This window comes from Nocardiopsis alborubida (assembly GCF_012396365.1).
In the GTDB taxonomy this organism is placed as follows: Bacteria; Actinomycetota; Actinomycetes; order Streptosporangiales; family Streptosporangiaceae; genus Nocardiopsis; species Nocardiopsis alborubida.
Map to the genome: position 1 here is coordinate 118,118 of NZ_JAAXPG010000009.1, position 17,596 is coordinate 135,713.

Sequence of the window (17,596 nt, forward strand, 5' to 3'; positions counted from 1 at the left end):
ACATGGTCCCCGGCCGAGTGCGGCCGCGGACCGCATCACTAGGAGAACGACACCATGCCCACGCCTACCAAGGGCGCCCGTCTGGGTTCCGGGCCCGCTCACGAGCGGCACATCCTGGCGAACCTCGCCACCTCGCTGTTCCAGCACGGCCGCATCCGCACCACCGAGGCCAAGGCCAAGCGCCTGCGCCCGTACGCGGAGAAGCTGATCACCCTCGGCAAGCGCGGTGACCTGCACGCCCGCCGCCAGGTCCTGACCAAGATCACGGACAAGGCCGTCGTGCACGAGCTGTTCACCGAGATCGGCCCGCGCTACGAGAACCGTCCCGGTGGCTACACCCGGATCACCAAGATCGGTCCGCGCAAGGGTGACAACGCCCCGATGGCCGTGATCGAGCTGGTCGAGGCGCTGAGCGCCCAGGCCGCCGCCCCGGCCGCCAAGCCCGCGGCCGAGGAGCCCAAGGCCGAGGAGCCCAAGGCCGACGCGACCGCCGCGGCGGACGAGGCCGGCGACCAGCCGGCGGAGGACACCACCTCCGACCAGACCGCCAAGGCCGACGAGACGGCCCAGGCGGAGGGCCCGGCTGACGACAAGTAGCGTGCGGGGCGCGGGCGCGCGAACGCGTACCGCGCACGCACCGTTCGGCGAGTGCCCGATCCCCGCGGGGGTCGGGCACTCGTCTTTTTCGTGGACGCGGAGAGGGTCGGGTTATGGACGAGACGACGGTTCGGGTGCGGTTGGACGTGGCCTACGACGGCACGGACTTCTCCGGGTGGGCCGCGCAGCCGGGCCGGCGCACGGTGCAGGGCGAGCTGGAGGCGGCGATGGCGCGGGTGCTGCGCCTGCCGGAGGTGTCGCTGACGTGTGCGGGGCGCACGGACGCCGGTGTGCACGCTCGGGGGCAGGTGGCGCAGGCCGACATCCCCGCGCGGACGTGGGAGAGCGAGGGGGAGCGCGTGCTCCGGCGCCTGGCCGGGGTGCTGCCCAGGGACGTGCGGGTGCGCGCGGCGCGGCTGGCGCCGCCCGGGTTCGACGCCCGGTTCTCGCCGCTGTTCCGGCGGTACCTGTACCGGGTGAGCGACGCCCCCTACGGGGTGGACCCGCTGCTGCGGCGGGACGTGCTGTGGCACCGCAGCCCGCTGGACGCCGACCGGATGAACGCTGCGGCGGAGCGCCTGGTGGGTGAGCACGACTTCGCGGCGTTCTGCAAGAAGCGCGAGGGCGCGACGACCATCCGGGAGCTGCTGCGCCTGGAGTGGACCCGGGTGGACGAGCACCTGCTGCACGGGACGATCCAGGCGGACGCGTTCTGCCACAACATGGTGCGCGCGCTCGTGGGCGCGCTCCTGGCGGTGGGCGACGGCCGCCGGGACGTGGACTGGCCGGGGAAGGTGCTCGGTGCCGGTACGCGGGACTCGTCGGTGCACGTGGTGGGGCCGCAGGGGCTCAGCCTGGAGGAGGTGCGCTACCCGGCCGACGAGGAGCTGGCCGTGCGCGCCTCGGCGACCCGCCGAGTGCGGGAGCTGCCCTGCCGGGGCCACTCGGTCTGAGGTGGCCGGTGGCTTCGGCCCCGGGGTCCGGCCCGAGGGGCCGGCGGCTTCGGGAGCGCGGGCAGCACGAGGCGGCGGGGTGGGAACCCCCTTATCAAGGTCAGAGTCGCGCCGGGTCGCGGGAAAGCGCGGAGACACGCCTGTGGACAAGTGCCCGTGGCCAGGAGGAAGGGGCACCCGTTCGCCGGGTGCCCCCCGTGTTCTCAGTCGACGTGAGCCGGCCCCGGGTCCGCCCAGTGCCGGTGCAGCAGTGCGATCTGCTCGGGCAGTACCCGCGACACCGACAGCTCGGGCAGGCCGTCCACGTCGAACCACCCGACCGCGCTGGTCTCGTCGCTGCTGAAGGCGGGGTCGGGGGCGGCCAGCGGCGCGCACACGAAGAGGAGCTTGTAGATGTGGCGGTCATAGGCCGGCACGTGGGGCCACAGGTGGCGGTCGAGGACCCCGGCGAGGTGGACCGCCCGCACGGGCAGCCCGGCCTCCTCGCGGACCTCGCGTTCGATCGCCTGCCTCGGGCTCTCCAGGACGTCGCACCACCCGCCGGGCAGGGTCCAGCGGTGGCCGTCCGAGATCTCCCGGACGAGCAGCACTCGGCCGGAGGGGTCGAAGACGCCGCCGCGCACGTCGAGCTTGGGGGTGGTGTAACCGGCGGCCGCGGCCACGCCCCGCTCGTACCCGGGGAGCTCCCCGGCGGCCACCATCTGCATCAGGTCGCGGGCCAGGGCTCCGACGCGGTGGAACCGCTCGATATCGAACCCGTTGGTGCAGTACGCCAGTCCCGACTCCGACTGCGCGGTGAGTTCCATCGCGATGCGCCGGATCCGTTCGGCGGGTTCTGTCATCGTCGCGATCTCCCCCAGTGCTCGCGGACCGGTCCGCCGGGACTCCTGCCCGCCGCGGACGCCGGTGGAACCCGCCTGTGGACGGGAAGAAGAAGGGGCACCCGTTCTCCGGGTGCCCCTCGCGGTCGCCCGCGACCGCTCAGCCGCGGTTGTCGCTGAGGCTGGTGTGGGCCTCCTGGAGGAAGCCCTCGCTGATGGCGCGCAGTTCGGTGGCGGACTCGCCCTCGCCGCCCTCCTCGGTGCCGTCGCTGTTGGCCGCCAGGGAGAAGAGCAGGTAGCGGCCCCACTGGCCGCTGCTGCCGTGGCCGCCGGAGTGGCCCAGGCGCTCGGCGGGGCTGCCCTCCTCGCCGGGCAGGCCGGCGAACCACTGCGTGGCCACGAGGTCCTGGGCCTCCATCGCGGCGGCCGCCTCCTCGCCGGTGGGCATGGCGGCCACGCCGACGGTCACGGCGTGGCCCTCGTCCTCGCTGAGGTAGGAGGCGCGCACCATCTGGCGGCACTCGTTGTCGGCGAGCACCTGGCCGTAGTCGCCGTGGGCCCCGGCGGCGCAGTCCTCGGTGTCCTCGACGGCCACGCGGGTGAACGTGCCCTGGCCCTCGACCTCCATGCTCTCGGGGAAGAGGGCCTCCGCGTCGAGCGCGCCCGGGTCGTCGGCCTCGTCGGCGACGGTCGCGGCGTTCGCGCCGCCCGAGCCCATGCTGGTGGCGAGGAGGAACGTCCCGCCGCCCGCGAGGACCAGCAGTACGGCGAAACCGGCGATCATCATGATCCGGCGCTTGCGGGCGCGCGTGTCAGTGCCGCCGTCGCCGTACTGGTAGTCGTCGTCGTAGCCGTCGTACTCGTCGTAGTCGTTGACCCCCTGGGCGTCGAACTGCGCGGTGTCCACACCGGCGTCGTCGGGGACCTCGTCCCGGAACAGCGGGCGGCCGCCGGGGGAGGGGGGAACCGCGCTGATGTGCTGTGTGGCGCCCATCGCGTCCGGGGGGAACACGGGCTCCTCCCGGACGGGCGCCGGGGGCGCGGCGGCGGGGGGCTGGGGCGGCGCCTGGTAGGCCTGCTGGGCGTTCGGGGGCGCCGACCCGGGGGGCATGCCCGGGGGAGGGCCGACGGGCGCTCCGGGGTACCCGGGACGGCCCTGCGGCACGCCCTGCGCGCCGGGGGGGAGCCCGGGGACGGGGCCCTGGGGTCCGGGCCGGTGGCCGGTGTGCCCGGGGGCGTGCGGCGGTACGGGGGCGCCGGGTGGGAGCGCACCGGGGGGAAGCTGTCCGGGCTGGGCGGGCTGGCCCGGGGCGGCGTTCTGCCCGGGGGGCACGTGCGGGCCCGAAGCCTGCCCCATGCCCGGGTGGCCGCCGGTGGGAGCCTGGTGCCCGGGGCCCTGGTGTGACGGGTGTCCGCCCGTGGGCGCCTGGTACGGGGGACGCCCGCCCGGAGGAGCCTGCATCGGCGGCTGGCCGCCGGTGGGGGCCCCGTGCGGCGGGAACTGGCCGCCGGTGCCCTGCGGCGGCTGCCCCGGACGCATGGGGGCCTGCCCGCCGGTGGGCGCGCCCACCGGGCCGCCGGGGGAGCCGGGCACGCCCTGGGGCTGCCCGCCCTGGCCGTAGCGCGGGTTCTGCGGGCCGTTCGGGGGCTGGGGCGGAGCCTGCGGTCCGCTCGGTCCGCCCTGGCCGCCGGGGCGGGCCTGACGGGCGCCGCCGGGGTAGCCCTGCTGCGGGCCGACCTGGTCGTACGGCGGGGTCTGGGGGGCGCTGGGCTGCGCGGGGGAGGGGTGGTGCTGTGGGTGCGGGGGATACTGGTCGGGCGGGGGCGCGGCATGTGTCTGCTGTGGCCCCGATGTGGGATGCTGGCCCTCGGTGTGGGAGGGCGCTGACCCGAGCAGGTCCTGGCCTTCACCGGCCTCCGGTCCGACGGGTCGCCCGTCGGGACCGTACTGTGGCTGGTTCGGATGGGTACTGATGGGAGTCTCCGAGGGCTCTGGGGGTGGGACTGGGCCGCGGTCCACCGGCACGTGTGCCTGGGCCGCGCGGTGCCGTCCGTTCCGGGTTCCCGTGGTGCCGGCGACCGTGACGGGCGTCTCCAAGGTCGCGTCGGTGCCCGTCATCACGGGAGCAGACCGGCCTTTCGGTGCAAGCGTAACCAACGCGGGGGCGGGAACAGGACGAAGCACTCCCGGCAACGGGCATAATAAAAGACGGAGAGGTCACGGATGTGACCCCGTGCCGGTGTTTTTCCCGCCGAGCGCGGTCCGGCCGGTCCGCCCCGCCGCTGGCTTTGACCTGCGCGGCGGTGGCCAGGTAGGATATTCCGTCGTTGTGCGTTGAGTTGCCGTGGGCCCCGAGCATCGGGCGCCGATCCACGCACCATCGTCTGCGCACTCACCACTCGGAGAGTCCTGTGACATGGCACGGGATATCCGGCCAGACGCCCCCGCAACCGCGGGTGTGTATACGAGTCCCCCATCCCCGCACGGGATGGGGCAGCCGACTGAAGAGCGAAGGCAAACGATCGTGCGCACATACAGCCCCAAACCAAACGATGTCCAGCGTCAGTGGCACGTTGTCGACGCTACCGATCTCGTGCTCGGGCGTATGGCGAGCCAGGTTGCCACGCTGCTTCGGGGCAAGCACAAGCCGTACTACGCGCCCCACATCGACACCGGCGACTTCGTGATCGTCGTGAACGCCGACAAGGTCGCCCTGACCGGCAAGAAGCTGGAGCAGAAGCGCGCCTACCGGCACTCCGGCTACCCGGGCGGCCTGCGCTCCGTCTCCTACGCCGACCTGCTGGAGAAGAACCCCGAGCGGGCTATCGAGAAGGCCATCAAGGGCATGCTCCCCAACGGCTCCCTGGGCCGCCAGATGGCCAAGAAGCTCAAGGTGTACGCCGGTCCGGAGCACCCGCACCAGGCCCAGCAGCCGGTTGCGTTCGAAATCACCAAGATCGAGCAGCCCGCCTAGGCGTTCGCAGACTTTTACAGAGAGCACGAGGAGAACCGTGGTCGAGCCCACCGGCATCGAAGACGTCGAGCAGGAGTACGTGGAGAACCCGGAGGAGTTCCCCTCCGAGTACACCAGCGAGTCCGACGAGAACGCCGCCGCCTACGTCCCCACCGCGTCCGGCCCCAGCGCCGGCACCGGTCGCCGCAAGCAGGCCGTCGCCCGTGTCCGCATCGCCCCCGGCGCGGGCGAGTGGAAGGTCAACGGCAAGTCGCTTGAGGCGTACTTCCCGGACAAGGTCCACCAGCAGACCATCAAGGAGCCGTTCGTCTCCCTCGGGTTCGACGGCGCCTACGACGTCTTCGCCCGTCTCGACGGCGGCGGCACCAGCGGCCAGGCCGGCGCCCTGCGCCACGGCATCGCCCGCGCGCTGGCGTCCCTGGACCCGGAGAACAACCGCCCGACCCTCAAGAAGGCCGGTTTCCTGACCCGCGACGCCCGTGAGGTGGAGCGCAAGAAGGCCGGTCTCAAGAAGGCGCGCAAGGCTCCCCAGTTCTCCAAGCGCTAGTGCTCATGCGCCGGCAACCGCTCGGCTGAGCTTCGGCCCGTACGCCGTTCCCACCACCGGGGGCGGCGTGCGGGCCTTCGGTTTTCCCGGTGGCTTGTCTGGGCCACCCTCGCTACTCCACCGGCGCCGCGATTCGGTGCCGTCTTCGAAAGGGGCTGTCCTCCTGTGGCTCGGCTGTTCGGAACAGATGGTGTACGCGGTGTCGCCGGTCGGGACCTGACCGCCGCCCTCGCGCTGGAGCTGTCCGTCGCGGCGGCGCGGGTGCTGACCCGCGGCGGCGACGGGGCGCGGCCCAAGGCCGTGGTGGGCCGGGATCCGCGTGCCTCCGGCGAGTTCCTTGAGGCCGCCGTCGTCGCGGGCCTGGCCAGCACAGGTGTGGACGTGGTGCGCGTGGGCGTGCTGCCCACCCCGGCCGTGGCCTACCTGACCGGCGCGCTCGGCGCCGACTTCGGCGTGATGCTCTCCGCCAGCCACAACCCGGCCCCCGACAACGGCATCAAGTTCTTCGCGCGGGGCGGCCAGAAGCTGGAGGACGCCCTGGAGGAGGAGATCGAGGGCATGCTCGGCGTGCCCTCCACCCCCGCCGTGGGCGACCTCGTCGGCCGGGTCACCGACGCCCACGACGGCGCCGAGCGCTACGTCGAGCACGTGCTGGCCTCGGTGCCCCACAGCCTCAAGGGCCTCAAGGTCGTGGTGGACTGCGCCAACGGCGCCTCCGCCCTGGTCGCGCCCGAGGCGCTGCGCCGCGCGGGCGCGGAGGTCGTGGCGATCGGTGACCAGCCGGACGGCCACAACATCAACGAGGGGTGCGGCTCCACCCACCTGGAGGTGCTCCAGGAGGCGGTCCGCCTGCACGGCGCGGACGCCGGTATCGCCAACGACGGCGACGCCGACCGCTGCCTGGCCGTGGACGCCGGGGGACGCGTGGTGGACGGCGACCAGATCCTGGCGATCCTGGCCACCGAGGCCAAGGAGGCGGGCAAGCTCGCCCAGGACACGCTCGTGGTCACGGTCATGTCCAACCTGGGCCTGAAGCTGGCGATGGAGCGGGAGGGCATCACCGTGGCGGAGACCGCGGTGGGCGACCGCTACGTGCTGGAGGAGATGAAGCGCGGCGGGTTCGGCCTGGGCGGCGAGCAGTCGGGGCACGTGATCCTGCTGGAGCACGCCACCACCGGCGACGGTGTCCTGACCGGCCTGCACCTGCTGGCCGCGATGGCCCACCGCGAGCAGGGCCTGGCGGAACTGGCCAAGGTGATGACCCGCCTGCCGCAGGTGCTCGTCAACGTGCCCGACGTGGACAAGGCCCGTGCCAAGGACTCCGCTGAGCTCGCGGCGGCCGTGCGCGCGGCCGAGGAGGAGCTGGGCGAGACCGGCCGGGTGCTGATCCGGCCCAGCGGAACCGAGCCCAAGGTCAGGGTCATGGTCGAGGCGCCGGAGCAGGAGCAGGCCACCGCGGTGGCCGAGCGGCTCGCCGCCGTGGTGCGCTCCGCGCTCGGTTGAAGGAACCCCTTCCACGCGCACCCGGGCACCGAGGCGGCCGGGTGCGCGTTCTCATGTGTGGCTGACCCGCGGAGTGCGGGTCCGAGGCGGTGGAGTTGGTCACGGTGGCGGACACGCGGTACGGGCACGCCCTGACGATCGGGGTGGACATCGGCGGGACGAAGGTGGCCGCCGGTGTGGTGACGCCCGGCGGGCGCATCCTGGCCCGGCTGCGCACGGAGACCCCCGAGCGCAGCAAGAGCCCGGCGGTCGTGGAGGACACGATCGTCTCGGTGGTGCGGGAGCTGCGCCGGGAGTTCCGGGTGCGCGCCGTGGGGGTGGGCGCCGCCGGTTTCGTCGACGAGCGGCGGGCCAACGTGCTGTTCGCCCCGCACCTGTCCTGGCGCCGGGAGCCGCTGCGCGACGCCCTGGCGCTGCGGCTGGGGCTGCCCGTGGTGGTGGAGAACGACGCGAACGCCTCCGCCTGGGCCGAGGTGCGCGCAGGGGCGGGCCGGGGCGTGGACAACGTCGTGGTGGTCAACCTGGGCACGGGTATCGGCGGAGCGGTCGTGCTCGACGGGAACCTGCACCGGGGCCGGTATGGGCTGGCCGGGGAGTTCGGGCACATGACGGTGGTGTCGGGCGGCCACCGCTGCGAGTGCGGGAACCGGGGCTGCTGGGAGCAGTACGCCAGCGGCAACGCGCTGACCCGGGAGGCGCGGGAGCTGGTGGCCTCGCAGTCGCCGGTGGCGGAGGCCCTGCACCAGGCTGTGGGCGGCGACGCCGCCCAGATCACCGGGCCGCTGGTCAGCGAGCTGGCGCGCAAGGGGGACCGCGCGTGCGTGGAGCTGATGCGGGAGGCGGGGGGATGGCTGGGCTCGGGTCTGGCCAACCTGGCCGCGGCGTTCGACCCGGAGCTGTTCATCGTGGGCGGCGGCGTGTCCGAGGCGGGGGAGCTGCTGCTGGAGCCCGCGAGGGAGGCGTTCGGACGCAGCCTCACCGGGCGCGGATACCGCCCGGAGGCCCGGGTGGCGGCGGCCGAACTGGGCAACGAAGCGGGCCTCATCGGCGCCGCGGACCTGGCCAGAGAGGCGTTGCCCCGGTGGCACCAGCGGCGCCGACAGCGCCGTCTGGGGCGTTTCGGCAGGAGTTAGTGGACTGACCAGAACCGTTGCTGGTGTGTCACAAGAGCCCTGACCTGCGTTGATCTTGTACTTATAGCGAGGTTGGGCGGTCGAACCTCGCTATAAGTACAAGATCACGGCGGAGGGGGCGACCTCGGTGAACCTTTGTGGTCGCAGCACTAGGTCCGGTGGCCCCGTCGGGAGCGGCGGCACGCGGCCGGAGCGGGCCGCGCGCCGCGTTGCGCGGGACCTAGCGGGACAGCGCCCTCACGTCGATGTCGATCGGGAACGGGAGCTCCAGTTTGAGGCGTTCCCGAGCGACGGTGACAGGGATGTAGCGGGGCTCCTTCGTGCCGTCCAACTCATAGACGTAGACGGCGGGTCCGTTCTCCTCGTGCTCGATCCGCCAGAAATGCGGGATGCCCGCCTGCGCGTACTTGAGCGGCTTGGTGGAGCGATCCCGGTCCTGGGACTCCTTGGACACGATCTCCACAGTGATGAGTACGTCCTCGGGAGGGACGTGGGTGGCCTGGTACCAGCCGAGGTGCTCCTCGGCCCCCTCCTCGAACTCGTAGACGACGAGATCGGGCTCCGGGCGTTGGCGCTTGCCGAGCTTCATGGTCATTTCCGAGAGGACGTCGACGTTGGGAGGCGCCGCTTCCTCCAGACGGGCCGCGAGGCGGATCATGACCTTGGCGTGGAATCGGGTCTGGGGGGAAAGCAAGACGAGGGCTCCGTCGATGAGTTCCATCCGGGGCGCTCCCGGGGGGAGGTTGTCCATGTCGTCGGCGGTCCAGCCGCCGGGCGGGGGCATGAACCAGTCGGGGAGCGGCTCAGCGGTCATCGAAGCCTCCGGGGTCGATTCCTGAGCCCATGTTAATGCGGACGTCATCGCCATGACAGGACCGTAGCGCTCCGTGACGACGGTGCGCGCAAGTTCCGCGAAGAACCTCGGATTTCGAACGAAAGGCCTGTTCGGAAGGGCTACCCACAATTAACCGAACCCGGTTCTAGTGCGCAGGTCACATCCTCTGTAGAGTGCCGCCATGGATCTCAACGCAATCTCCGCCCTCGTCTCGGGCGGCGCGAGTGGCCTGGGTGAGGCCACCGCCAGGGAGCTCGCCTCCGCGGGCGCGACCGTCGTCGTCGCCGACCTCAACGCCGAGCGCGGGGAGGCGGTCGCCAAGGAGATCGGCGGTGTCTTCGTGCGCACCGACGTCTCCCAGGAGGACCAGGTCAAGGCCGCGGTCCAGGCCGCCGTCGACACCGGCAAACCCTTCCGGGTGGCCGTGTCCTGCGCGGGCATCGGCTGGGCGACCCGCACCGTCGACCGCCACGGCAACCCCCACGACCTGGACAGCTACCAGAAGGTCATCCAGGTCAACCTCATCGGCACCTTCAACGTGCTGCGCCTGGCCGCGGCCGAGATCGCGAAGACCGAGCCGGTCAACGAGGACGGCGAGCGCGGCTCCATCGTCAACACCGCCTCCCTCGCGGGCATCGAGGGCCAGATCGGTCAGATCGCCTACTCCTCCTCCAAGGGCGGCGTCATCGGCATGACCCTCCCGGCCGCCCGCGACCTCGCGGCCGTCGGCATCACGGTCAACACGATCGCCCCCGGCATCCTGGAGACGCCCATCTACGGCGAGGGCGAGGGCGCCGAGGAGTTCAAGCAGCGCCTGGCCGCGCCGGTGCCCTTCCCCAAGCGCCTGGGCACCGCCGAGGAGTTCGGCAGGCTCGCCCGGGCCCTGCTGGAGATCAGCTACGTCAACGGCGAGGTCGTCCGCATCGACGGCGCGCTGCGCATGCCGCCGAAGTAGGGGGACACCGTGTCCGACGAGGTTCTCTACACCGCCGAGGACGGCGTCGCCGTCATCACCATCAACCGGCCCCAGGCCAGGAACGCGGTCAACGCCGCGGTCGCCGCCCGCGTCGCCGAGGCACTCGACGACCTGGACGCGCGCAAGGACCTGAGCGTCGGCGTCATCACCGGCGCGGGCGGCACCTTCTGCGCCGGGATGGACCTCAAGGCCTTCATGCGGGGCGAGGTCCCGCTGGTGGAGGGGCGCGGGTTCGGCGGCTTCGCCGAGCGCCCGCCGCGCAAGCCGCTGATCGCCGCCGTGGAGGGGTACGCCCTCGCGGGCGGGTTCGAGGCCGTGCTGGCCTGCGACCTGGTCGTGGCCGCGGAGGACGCCAGGTTCGGCATCCCCGAGGTCAAGCGCGGCCTGGTCGCCGGTGCGGGCGGCCTGCTGCGCCTCCAGCACCGCATCCCGCGCAACATCGCGATGGAGTTCGCCCTGACCGGCGACTTCGTCGAGGCCCCGCGCCTGGCCGAGCTCGGGCTGGTCAACCGGGTCACCGCCACCGGCGGGGCCCTGGCGGGCGCCCGTGAGCTGGCTGCCCGCATCACCGCCAACGGTCCGCTGGCGGTGCGGGTGTCCAAGGAGGTCATCACCTCCTCCGGCGACTGGTCCACCGAGCGGATGTGGGAGAAGCAGAACGAGCTGACGGGCCCGGTGTTCGTCAGCCAGGACGCCATGGAGGGCGCGGCGGCCTTCGCCGAGAAGCGGGCCCCCGTGTGGAGGGGCGAGTAGACCCCGGACGGGGCGAGCAGGCCCCGGACGCCGTGCGGCGGTCCTCCCCGTTGGGGAGGGCCGCCGCAGGTGTCTCCGGCGGAGGCGCGACGGTCGGTACCGCGATGTCCAGGATTCCGAAGCCATGGGCTAGCCTAGGGTTTACTTTGCCCACCTTGTCATGACTTGTCAGTTGTTGTGCATCTGTGAACTGGCAGGCAGGCATCCTGATCCCCCATCACTCACTCAGCGGTAACGGGTTCGCGTCACCGCGACCTGCGCTGTGAGACGGGCGTGTCCGGATACGTGGAACCTTGGAGTAACCGTGGTCGCACTCAGTGTTGTCGTCCCCATCTACAACGTTGAGAGATACCTCGACGAATGCCTGCGTTCGCTGCGTGTCCAGACGTGGACCGATTTCGAGGTCGTCATGGTGGATGACGGTTCCAAGGACGGCAGTTCCGACATCGCCGCACGCTTCGCGGAGCAGGACCAGAGATTCAGGCTCATCAGGCAGGAGAACGGGGGCCTGGGCGCGGCGCGCAACACCGGGGCCCGCCACGCGAGAGGCGAGTTCCTCACCTTCGTCGACAGCGACGACGTCATCCCGTCCCATGCCTTCGGCTACCACCTCAGCAGCCTGCGCCGGACAGGGTCGGACTTCTCCAGCGGGAACGTTCACCTGCTCAACGAGTTGAGGGTCTGGCAGTCCCCCATGCACAGGGAGATCTTTCTGACCACGCGGCCGGGGACGCATATCACCCGGGACGACAGGCTGCTCGTGGACAGGCTCGCCACCAACAAGGTGTGGCGGAAGTCCTTCTGGGACAAGCAGGGGATGTCCTTCCCCGTCGGTGTCCTCTACGAGGACGAGGCCGTGGTGATTCCGCTCCACTTCCTGGCGGGGTCCGTGGACGTTCTGTCCGAGCCCGTCTACCTGTGGCGGCAAAGGCCCAGCGACGACCGCTCCATCACCCAGGACCGGTTCCGCCCCCGCGCCCTGGAGGACCGCTTCCAGGCGGTGACCTCGGTCAGCGACTTCATCGTGAGGAGCCAGAGACCGGAGGACAAGCGGAAGTGGGACCAGGTCGCGCTCGGCCAGGATCTGCGCGCCTTCGTCCAGGTACTCGACCAGGCCGACGACGACTTCCTGGAGCGGTTCCTGGATCTGGCCGCGACCTATCTCGAGACGGTCGACTCACGTGCCCACCGTGGGATGCCCGCGATCGAACGCCTCAAGTGGCACCTGATCGGGGGGCGCCGGGGAGCCCAGGTCCAGCAGGTCGTCGCCTTCAGCAAGGGTGTCCAGGCGCGGCAGGCGAAGGTCGTGCGGCACGGGCTCCGGTTCTACGGTGACTATCCCTTCAAGGATGACCCCGAGATGGGGATCCCCCGCCGGGTCTACCGACTCGACACCGAACTCGAACTGCGCCAGAAGGTCGAGGAGACGACCTGGCGTGACGGCAAGCTGGTGGTTCGGGGGAGGGTCTGCCTCAAGTTCCTCCGACCCAACAAGCGCATCCAGCAGCACCTGAGCGCCTGGGCGGTCAACGGACGTACCGGGAAGAAGGTGCGGATCCCAGTCTCCGTGCACCAGGCGAACGAGTTCCGCTTCGCCTCCAACGTGGTCACCTCCCGCAAGGACTGGGGAGGATATGAGATCACCGTGGACCCGCGGTCACTGCAGACCGACAACACGTGGCAGGACTCCGAGTGGTACATCGAACTCGGGGTGCTCAACCGGGGCTTTCGCAGAACCGCCCGGCTCGCGAGGCCCGGTGAGAGCAGGGTGCGGCGCGTCGGCCCCGCGGAGGTGGCCCCCGGCGTGTGGGTCCGTCCCCACTGGCCCGACGCCCACGAGCTGCGTCTCTCCGTGGACTGTGGACCGGTGCTCCTCACCGGTCACGAACTCCAGGGGGACGAGGTCGTGCTCATCGGCGAACTTCCCGAGGACGCGGTCGAGCAGCCCATGGGGCTGCGGTTCAGGAGGGAACCCGGGGACACGGAGATCACGGTTCCCGTCGTCGCGGAGGGCCGCACGTTCCGTGCGCGGGTCCGTCTTGACGAACTCGTCGCGGGCTACACGGAACGGGTGGGCGTGACGGGGGCCCGCGAGCACGAGGACTGGCGTGTGGAGCTGGAGACGCCGTCAGGCACCAAGGACGTCACCAGCGCACGACGCGTGGAACCGGCGCGTCACGATTTCGCGGGACTGGCCGTCCTGGTGAGCACTGACTTCTCCCAGCGTCTCAGTCTTCGCGTGGAGCGGCAGTCCGCCGTCATCACGTCGGTGCGCTGGGAGGGCAGGGAACTGCTTCTGTCCGGTGAGTACCACGGGGAAGACCCTGCGGGTCTCTCCTTCCTGCTGTCCGCCAAGGAGCGGATGGACGAGCGGATCTTCCCGATGAGGTTCGAGGGGTCGACCTTCCACATCCGCTTCGCTCCCACGGCCATGCCGTTCTTCGGCCAGACCCTCCCCCTGGCCTCTGGCGCCTACAGGTTCCTCCTGAGGCGCGATGACGGGAGCGATCAGCGCGACGCCCTGATGGGGATGGACGCCGCCCTGCTGCGGTCGCTTCCCTCGACCTTCGACGAGGACGGGCCGGCGGCCAGCCTGGAAGCGGACAGCGAGGGCCGGCCCTGGCTGAGGGTCAACGGCGCCCTCCGCGCGGATGAGCAGGGATCCTACGCGCAGCAGCTCCTGCGGGAGAAGAACTACCCGGCCTTCCGGAAGAAGCCCGTGGCTCCGGGCCTGCTCTTCGACGCCTACTCGGGCAAGCAGTACTCCGACAGCCCCCGGGGCATCTGCGAGGAACTGGGGCGCCGGGGCGTCGAGACGCCGATGTCCTGGCTGGTCAAGGACCGCCAGGTCAGACTGCCCGAAGGACTGGGCGAGGTCCACGTGTCGAGCAGGGAGTACTTCGAGGCGTTCGCCCGCTCGGAGTACATCGTCTCCAACGCCCACCTGCCGACCTGGTTCGACAAGCGCCCGGGGCAGAAGGTGGTGCAGACCTGGCACGGTTCCATGCTCAAGCGCATCGGCTTCGACATCGAGGACGTCCGGTTCGGTAACCGCGACTACCACGAGCGCCTGCTCCGGGAGACCCACCAGTGGGACTACCTGATCTCTCCCAGCCCGTGGGCCACACCGATCCTGCGCAGCGCGTTCCGGTACGAGGGGGAGATCCTGGAGACCGGATACCCGCGAAACGACCTTTTCCACGCCCCCGATCGGGAGGCCGTCAAGGAGAGGGTGCGTCAGCGGTTGGGCCTTCCCGCCGGCAAGCGTGTCGTGCTCTACGCGCCGACCTGGCGCGACAACAGGTTCTACTCGGCGGGCAAGTACAAGCTGGACCTGCAACTCGACCTGGCCCGCATGTACGAGGCGCTGGGCGACGACCACGTGCTGTTGGTGCGGTGCCACCCCAACATCGTCGACCGTGTGCCGGTGGTGGGTGAGGACTTCGTCTACGACGTGTCGGCGTATCCGGAGGTCCAGGAGCTGTTCCTGGTGACGGACGTCCTGGTGACGGACTACTCGTCGCTGATGTTCGACTTCGCCAACACCGGCCGTCCGATGCTGTTCTTCACCTACGACCTGGAGGAGTACCGGGACCACCTGCGCGGCTTCTACTTCGACTTCGAGGAGACCGCTCCCGGCCCCCTGCTGCGTACCTCGGACGAGGTGATCGAGGCGATTCGCGGGGCCGACGAGGTGAGCGAACGGCACAAGGACCGCTACGAGGCCTTCGTCGAGCAGTTCTGTCCGCTGGACGACGGAAAGGCCGCCACACGAGTCGTCGACCGGGTCTTCGGCCACCTTCTGTGAACGGTTTCGTGTCGTCCGACGGAAGGATGTGAACCTCTCCGAAGGGTAAAGTGACGCGCATCACTTTTACCTGTCACGTGTCGGGATCGAATCCATAACAGAAATCCTCCTCCTTTCCCGGGCCTTTCGTGTTCCGTTCCCGGTGGAGTGTGATTCCCCTTGCAGCCGCGGGGAGGAGAACGGTTCCGTTCCCCGTCGGTGAGCAGGGCCCGGCGCGTGTCCCCCGGTCTCGAAGGGCGTCGTCGACGGCCTCTGGTGCCACGAGGGCTCCCCGGCACGGGTTCGGCGGATTCCCCGTCACCTTGGCGTAGTCCGAGTCCGGTGCGGTGTCGGGCCCCCGGGGCGTGGGTGTGCTGGCGGGTCGGGGCGCGGTGGCCGCTGTCTCGGGCCTCCGGTGCGGGCGGCTTCCGTCGTGTGCGTTCACGGCGGACGGGGCCGGTGCGGGCGTTAGTCAGTGTTCACCTGGCGGCAAAATGGGAGGAAACATCACGTAGCCTGGCTGTGGCCAGGACGACGCCTTCGATGGCTCGGCCAGGACCCCTCGCCCCGCTCCGAGAAGCCTCGCGCTGCGGTCTGGCCATGTTCCCCTCCGAATTTTCCTGACCCGAGGTGGTGGACTTCTCTGTGTCTGCACCTTCTGTGAACGTCGTCGACGCGAGCCATGGGACACCTGCTCCCAGCCCTTCCCGGTCGACGGCGAAACGGGAGTACCGGCCCGAGATCGAAGGGCTGCGTGCCGTCGCAGTGTCGCTGGTGGCCGTCTACCACATCTGGTTCGGGACGGTCTCCGGCGGCGTCGACGTGTTCCTGCTGCTCACCGGCTTCCTCATCACCGGATCGCTGGTACGCGCGATGGAACGCGGGACGGGCGTGGCCTTCCGGGCCTTCTGGGCGAGGCTCGTCAAGCGGCTCTTTCCGGCCGCCGCCGTCGTCATGGCCGGCGTGCTGGTCGCGACCTTCCTGTGGATGCCGCGTTCTCGCTGGTCGGACATCATCTCCGACGTCTTCGCGTCCGCTCTGTACTACCAGAACTGGCACCTGGCCTTCGGCGCGGTCGACTACCTGGCGGAGCACGACGGGGCCAGCCCGCTCCAGCACTTCTGGTCACTGGCCATCCAGGGGCAGTTCTACCTGGTGTGGCCCGTCCTCCTGGCCGCCGCCGGCCTGATCGCCCCCCGGATCGGGTGGAGCGTGCGCAAGGCCGCCACCGCCGCCGTGGCGGCGGTCTTCGTCGCCTCGTTCTCCTACTCGCTGTTCATCACCCACTCCGACCCGTCCTGGGCCTACTTCGACGGCGCCGCCCGTGTGTGGGAACTGGCCCTGGGCGGGGTCCTGGCGCTGACGGTGTCCCGGATCCGCCTGCCACGCGCGCTGCGCGTGGTCTTCGGCTGGGTCGGCCTGTTCGCGTTGGTCCTGTGCGGGCTGCTGGTCCCGTCCTCCCTCTCCTTCCCCGGGTTCGTCGCCCTGTGGCCCACCGGCGCGGCCATCCTGGTCATCCTGGCGGGGACCACGGGGAGCCCGGTGGCGGCCGACCGCTTCCTGACCTGGCGCCCCCTGGTCTACTTCGGCAGCCTCTCCTACGCGCTCTTCCTGTGGCACTGGCCGGTGCTCCTCTTCTACCTGGAGGTCACGGAGCGGAACAGCCCCAGCCTGATCGGAGGCTTCTACGTCCTGGGCACCTCCCTCGTGCTGGCCTTCGCGACCAAGCGACTGGTCGAGGGAAACGCCGATCGGCTGGCGGCACTGCGTCCCAGCCGCAGGGCCTCCCTCGCGGTGGGCGCGCTCTTCCTCGTTCCGGTCCTGATCGCCGCGGGGGCGTGGGAGGTGCGCATCCAGCACGACCGTGAGCTCCGTGAGACCCTGGCCTCCGACGTGGACAGCTACCCGGGAGCACGGGTCCTCGTGGACGAGGGATCCGCCGAGCAGCTCACGGACCTGCCGGTCTACCCCGACACGGCCGACGCACGTGCCCTCTCCCTCGACCGGATCTATGAGTGCCACGCACGCATTCCGCAGACCGAGATGGTCAGTTGTGAGTTCGGCCCCGAGGACGCGGAGCGGACCATCGCGCTGGTGGGCAGTTCGCACGCCATCCACTGGATGGAGGGGCTGCGCGAGGTGACCGAGGCCCGGGGATGGCGTCTGGTCACCTTCACCAAGGACGTCTGCCAGTTCAGCGCCGCCGTCGAGATGCGCGAGGGCGCGGTCTACTCCGAGTGCGAGGAGTGGAAGACCGAGCAGATGGAACAGCTCCGCGAACTGCGTCCGGACGCTGTCTTCACCACCGCTACGCGCTCCCAGGCGGCCCCGGACGAGGAGTACGTGCCCGACGGGTACCTGGAGCGCTGGCAGGAGATGGACGAGCTGGGCATCGAGGTGATCGCCGTCCGTGACACCCCGCGACTGGACTTCATCGCCCCGGACTGCGTGGACAAACACGGAGGGTCGGAGTGCGTGACGGAGGTCGGCTACGGGCTCGCCGAGGAGTCACCCGTCGACAGCCTCGCCGGCGTGCCCGACAACGTGCACTCCATCGACCTGACGGAGCAGCTGTGCCCGCAGGGGACCTGTGCGGCCGTCATCGGCAACCAGCTGGCCTACTACGACAACAGCCATTTCACGTATTCGTTCTCCCGATCGCTGTCCTGGCTCCTGGAACCGGCGATCCTGGAAGTTACCGGATGGTAGATACGCC

General features: G+C 70.8%; 15 protein-coding genes. 12 read left to right on the top strand and 3 right to left on the bottom strand.

Going from position 1 to position 17,596, the window contains the following annotated elements:
* Nucleotides 1–54 precede the first annotated feature (54 nt).
* On the top strand, nucleotides 55–597 hold the full coding sequence (rplQ, locus tag HGB44_RS11710; RefSeq protein ID WP_061079606.1) for a 50S ribosomal protein L17: 543 nt from the start codon (nucleotides 55–57) through the stop codon (nucleotides 595–597).
* 113 nt (nucleotides 598–710) lie between these two features.
* On the top strand, nucleotides 711–1,550 hold the full coding sequence (truA, locus tag HGB44_RS11715; RefSeq protein WP_061079607.1) for a tRNA pseudouridine(38-40) synthase TruA: 840 nt from the start codon (nucleotides 711–713) through the stop codon (nucleotides 1,548–1,550).
* A gap of 203 nt (nucleotides 1,551–1,753) precedes the next feature.
* Here truA and HGB44_RS11720 read toward each other — a convergent pair whose 3' ends face one another.
* Complete coding sequence (locus tag HGB44_RS11720; RefSeq protein WP_061079608.1) at nucleotides 1,754–2,392, bottom strand: NUDIX hydrolase N-terminal domain-containing protein; 639 nt, start codon at nucleotides 2,390–2,392, stop codon at nucleotides 1,754–1,756.
* Nucleotides 2,393–2,531: 139 nt separating this feature from the next.
* Nucleotides 2,532–3,482: a hypothetical protein gene (locus HGB44_RS11725; RefSeq protein ID WP_061079609.1), complete on the bottom strand. Its 951-nt coding sequence runs from the start codon at nucleotides 3,480–3,482 to the stop codon at nucleotides 2,532–2,534.
* A 105-nt stretch (nucleotides 3,483–3,587) separates the two neighbouring features.
* Here HGB44_RS11725 and HGB44_RS11730 point away from each other — a divergent pair, with 105 nt between their 5' ends.
* The 6 genes from HGB44_RS11730 to HGB44_RS11755 all read left to right on the top strand — a co-directional run bounded on the left by HGB44_RS11730 (nucleotide 3,588) and on the right by HGB44_RS11755 (nucleotide 8,529).
* A complete protein-coding gene (locus tag HGB44_RS11730; RefSeq protein WP_061079610.1) occupies nucleotides 3,588–3,776 on the top strand; it encodes a hypothetical protein in 189 nt (62 codons plus the stop codon).
* 84 nt (nucleotides 3,777–3,860) lie between these two features.
* A complete protein-coding gene (locus HGB44_RS11735) occupies nucleotides 3,861–4,259 on the top strand; it encodes a hypothetical protein (RefSeq protein WP_061079611.1) in 399 nt (132 codons plus the stop codon).
* A gap of 637 nt (nucleotides 4,260–4,896) precedes the next feature.
* Nucleotides 4,897–5,346: a 50S ribosomal protein L13 gene (gene rplM, locus HGB44_RS11740; protein ID WP_082768264.1), complete on the top strand. Its 450-nt coding sequence runs from the start codon at nucleotides 4,897–4,899 to the stop codon at nucleotides 5,344–5,346.
* A 37-nt stretch (nucleotides 5,347–5,383) separates the two neighbouring features.
* Entirely contained in the window at nucleotides 5,384–5,893 is a 510-nt protein-coding gene (gene rpsI / locus HGB44_RS11745) for a 30S ribosomal protein S9 (protein WP_017567323.1), read from the top strand.
* Nucleotides 5,894–6,058: 165 nt separating this feature from the next.
* Nucleotides 6,059–7,396, top strand: coding sequence for a phosphoglucosamine mutase (glmM, locus tag HGB44_RS11750; protein WP_061079613.1), 1,338 nt, complete (start codon nucleotides 6,059–6,061; stop codon nucleotides 7,394–7,396).
* 104 nt (nucleotides 7,397–7,500) lie between these two features.
* On the top strand, nucleotides 7,501–8,529 hold the full coding sequence (locus HGB44_RS11755) for an ROK family glucokinase (protein ID WP_231972356.1): 1,029 nt from the start codon (nucleotides 7,501–7,503) through the stop codon (nucleotides 8,527–8,529).
* A gap of 220 nt (nucleotides 8,530–8,749) precedes the next feature.
* On the opposite strand, the gene HGB44_RS11760 is transcribed toward HGB44_RS11755, so the two are convergent.
* Nucleotides 8,750–9,343 (bottom strand): Uma2 family endonuclease, encoded by a 594-nt coding sequence (locus HGB44_RS11760; protein ID WP_061079615.1) that lies wholly within the window; start codon nucleotides 9,341–9,343, stop codon nucleotides 8,750–8,752.
* Between the two features lie 202 nt (nucleotides 9,344–9,545).
* On the opposite strand from HGB44_RS11760, the gene HGB44_RS11765 reads away from it, so the two are divergent.
* From HGB44_RS11765 to HGB44_RS32705, 4 genes are all read left to right on the top strand, one after another.
* Nucleotides 9,546–10,319 (top strand): SDR family NAD(P)-dependent oxidoreductase, encoded by a 774-nt coding sequence (locus HGB44_RS11765; protein WP_061079616.1) that lies wholly within the window; start codon nucleotides 9,546–9,548, stop codon nucleotides 10,317–10,319.
* 9 nt (nucleotides 10,320–10,328) lie between these two features.
* Nucleotides 10,329–11,093 (top strand): crotonase/enoyl-CoA hydratase family protein, encoded by a 765-nt coding sequence (locus HGB44_RS11770; protein ID WP_061079617.1) that lies wholly within the window; start codon nucleotides 10,329–10,331, stop codon nucleotides 11,091–11,093.
* Nucleotides 11,094–11,397: 304 nt separating this feature from the next.
* Entirely contained in the window at nucleotides 11,398–14,901 is a 3,504-nt protein-coding gene (locus HGB44_RS32700; RefSeq protein WP_061079618.1) for a bifunctional glycosyltransferase/CDP-glycerol:glycerophosphate glycerophosphotransferase, read from the top strand.
* Nucleotides 14,902–15,525: 624 nt separating this feature from the next.
* Entirely contained in the window at nucleotides 15,526–17,589 is a 2,064-nt protein-coding gene (locus tag HGB44_RS32705; protein ID WP_168444010.1) for an acyltransferase family protein, read from the top strand.
* Nucleotides 17,590–17,596: the final 7 nt, after the last annotated feature.

What these genes read in the sequence shown, in the direction of transcription:
- rplQ (WP_061079606.1), top strand. Translation starts at nt 55, where the DNA reads ATGCCCACGCCTACCAAGGGCGCCCGTCTGGGTTCCGGGCCCGCTCAC.
- HGB44_RS11720 (WP_061079608.1), bottom strand. Translation starts at nt 2,392, where the DNA reads ATGACAGAACCCGCCGAACGGATCCGGCGCATCGCGATGGAACTCACC.
- HGB44_RS11725 (WP_061079609.1), bottom strand. Translation starts at nt 3,482, where the DNA reads ATGCCCCCCGGGTCGGCGCCCCCGAACGCCCAGCAGGCCTACCAGGCG.
- truA (WP_061079607.1), top strand. Translation starts at nt 711, where the DNA reads ATGGACGAGACGACGGTTCGGGTGCGGTTGGACGTGGCCTACGACGGC.
- HGB44_RS11765 (WP_061079616.1), top strand. Translation starts at nt 9,546, where the DNA reads ATGGATCTCAACGCAATCTCCGCCCTCGTCTCGGGCGGCGCGAGTGGC.
- HGB44_RS11760 (WP_061079615.1), bottom strand. Translation starts at nt 9,343, where the DNA reads ATGACCGCTGAGCCGCTCCCCGACTGGTTCATGCCCCCGCCCGGCGGC.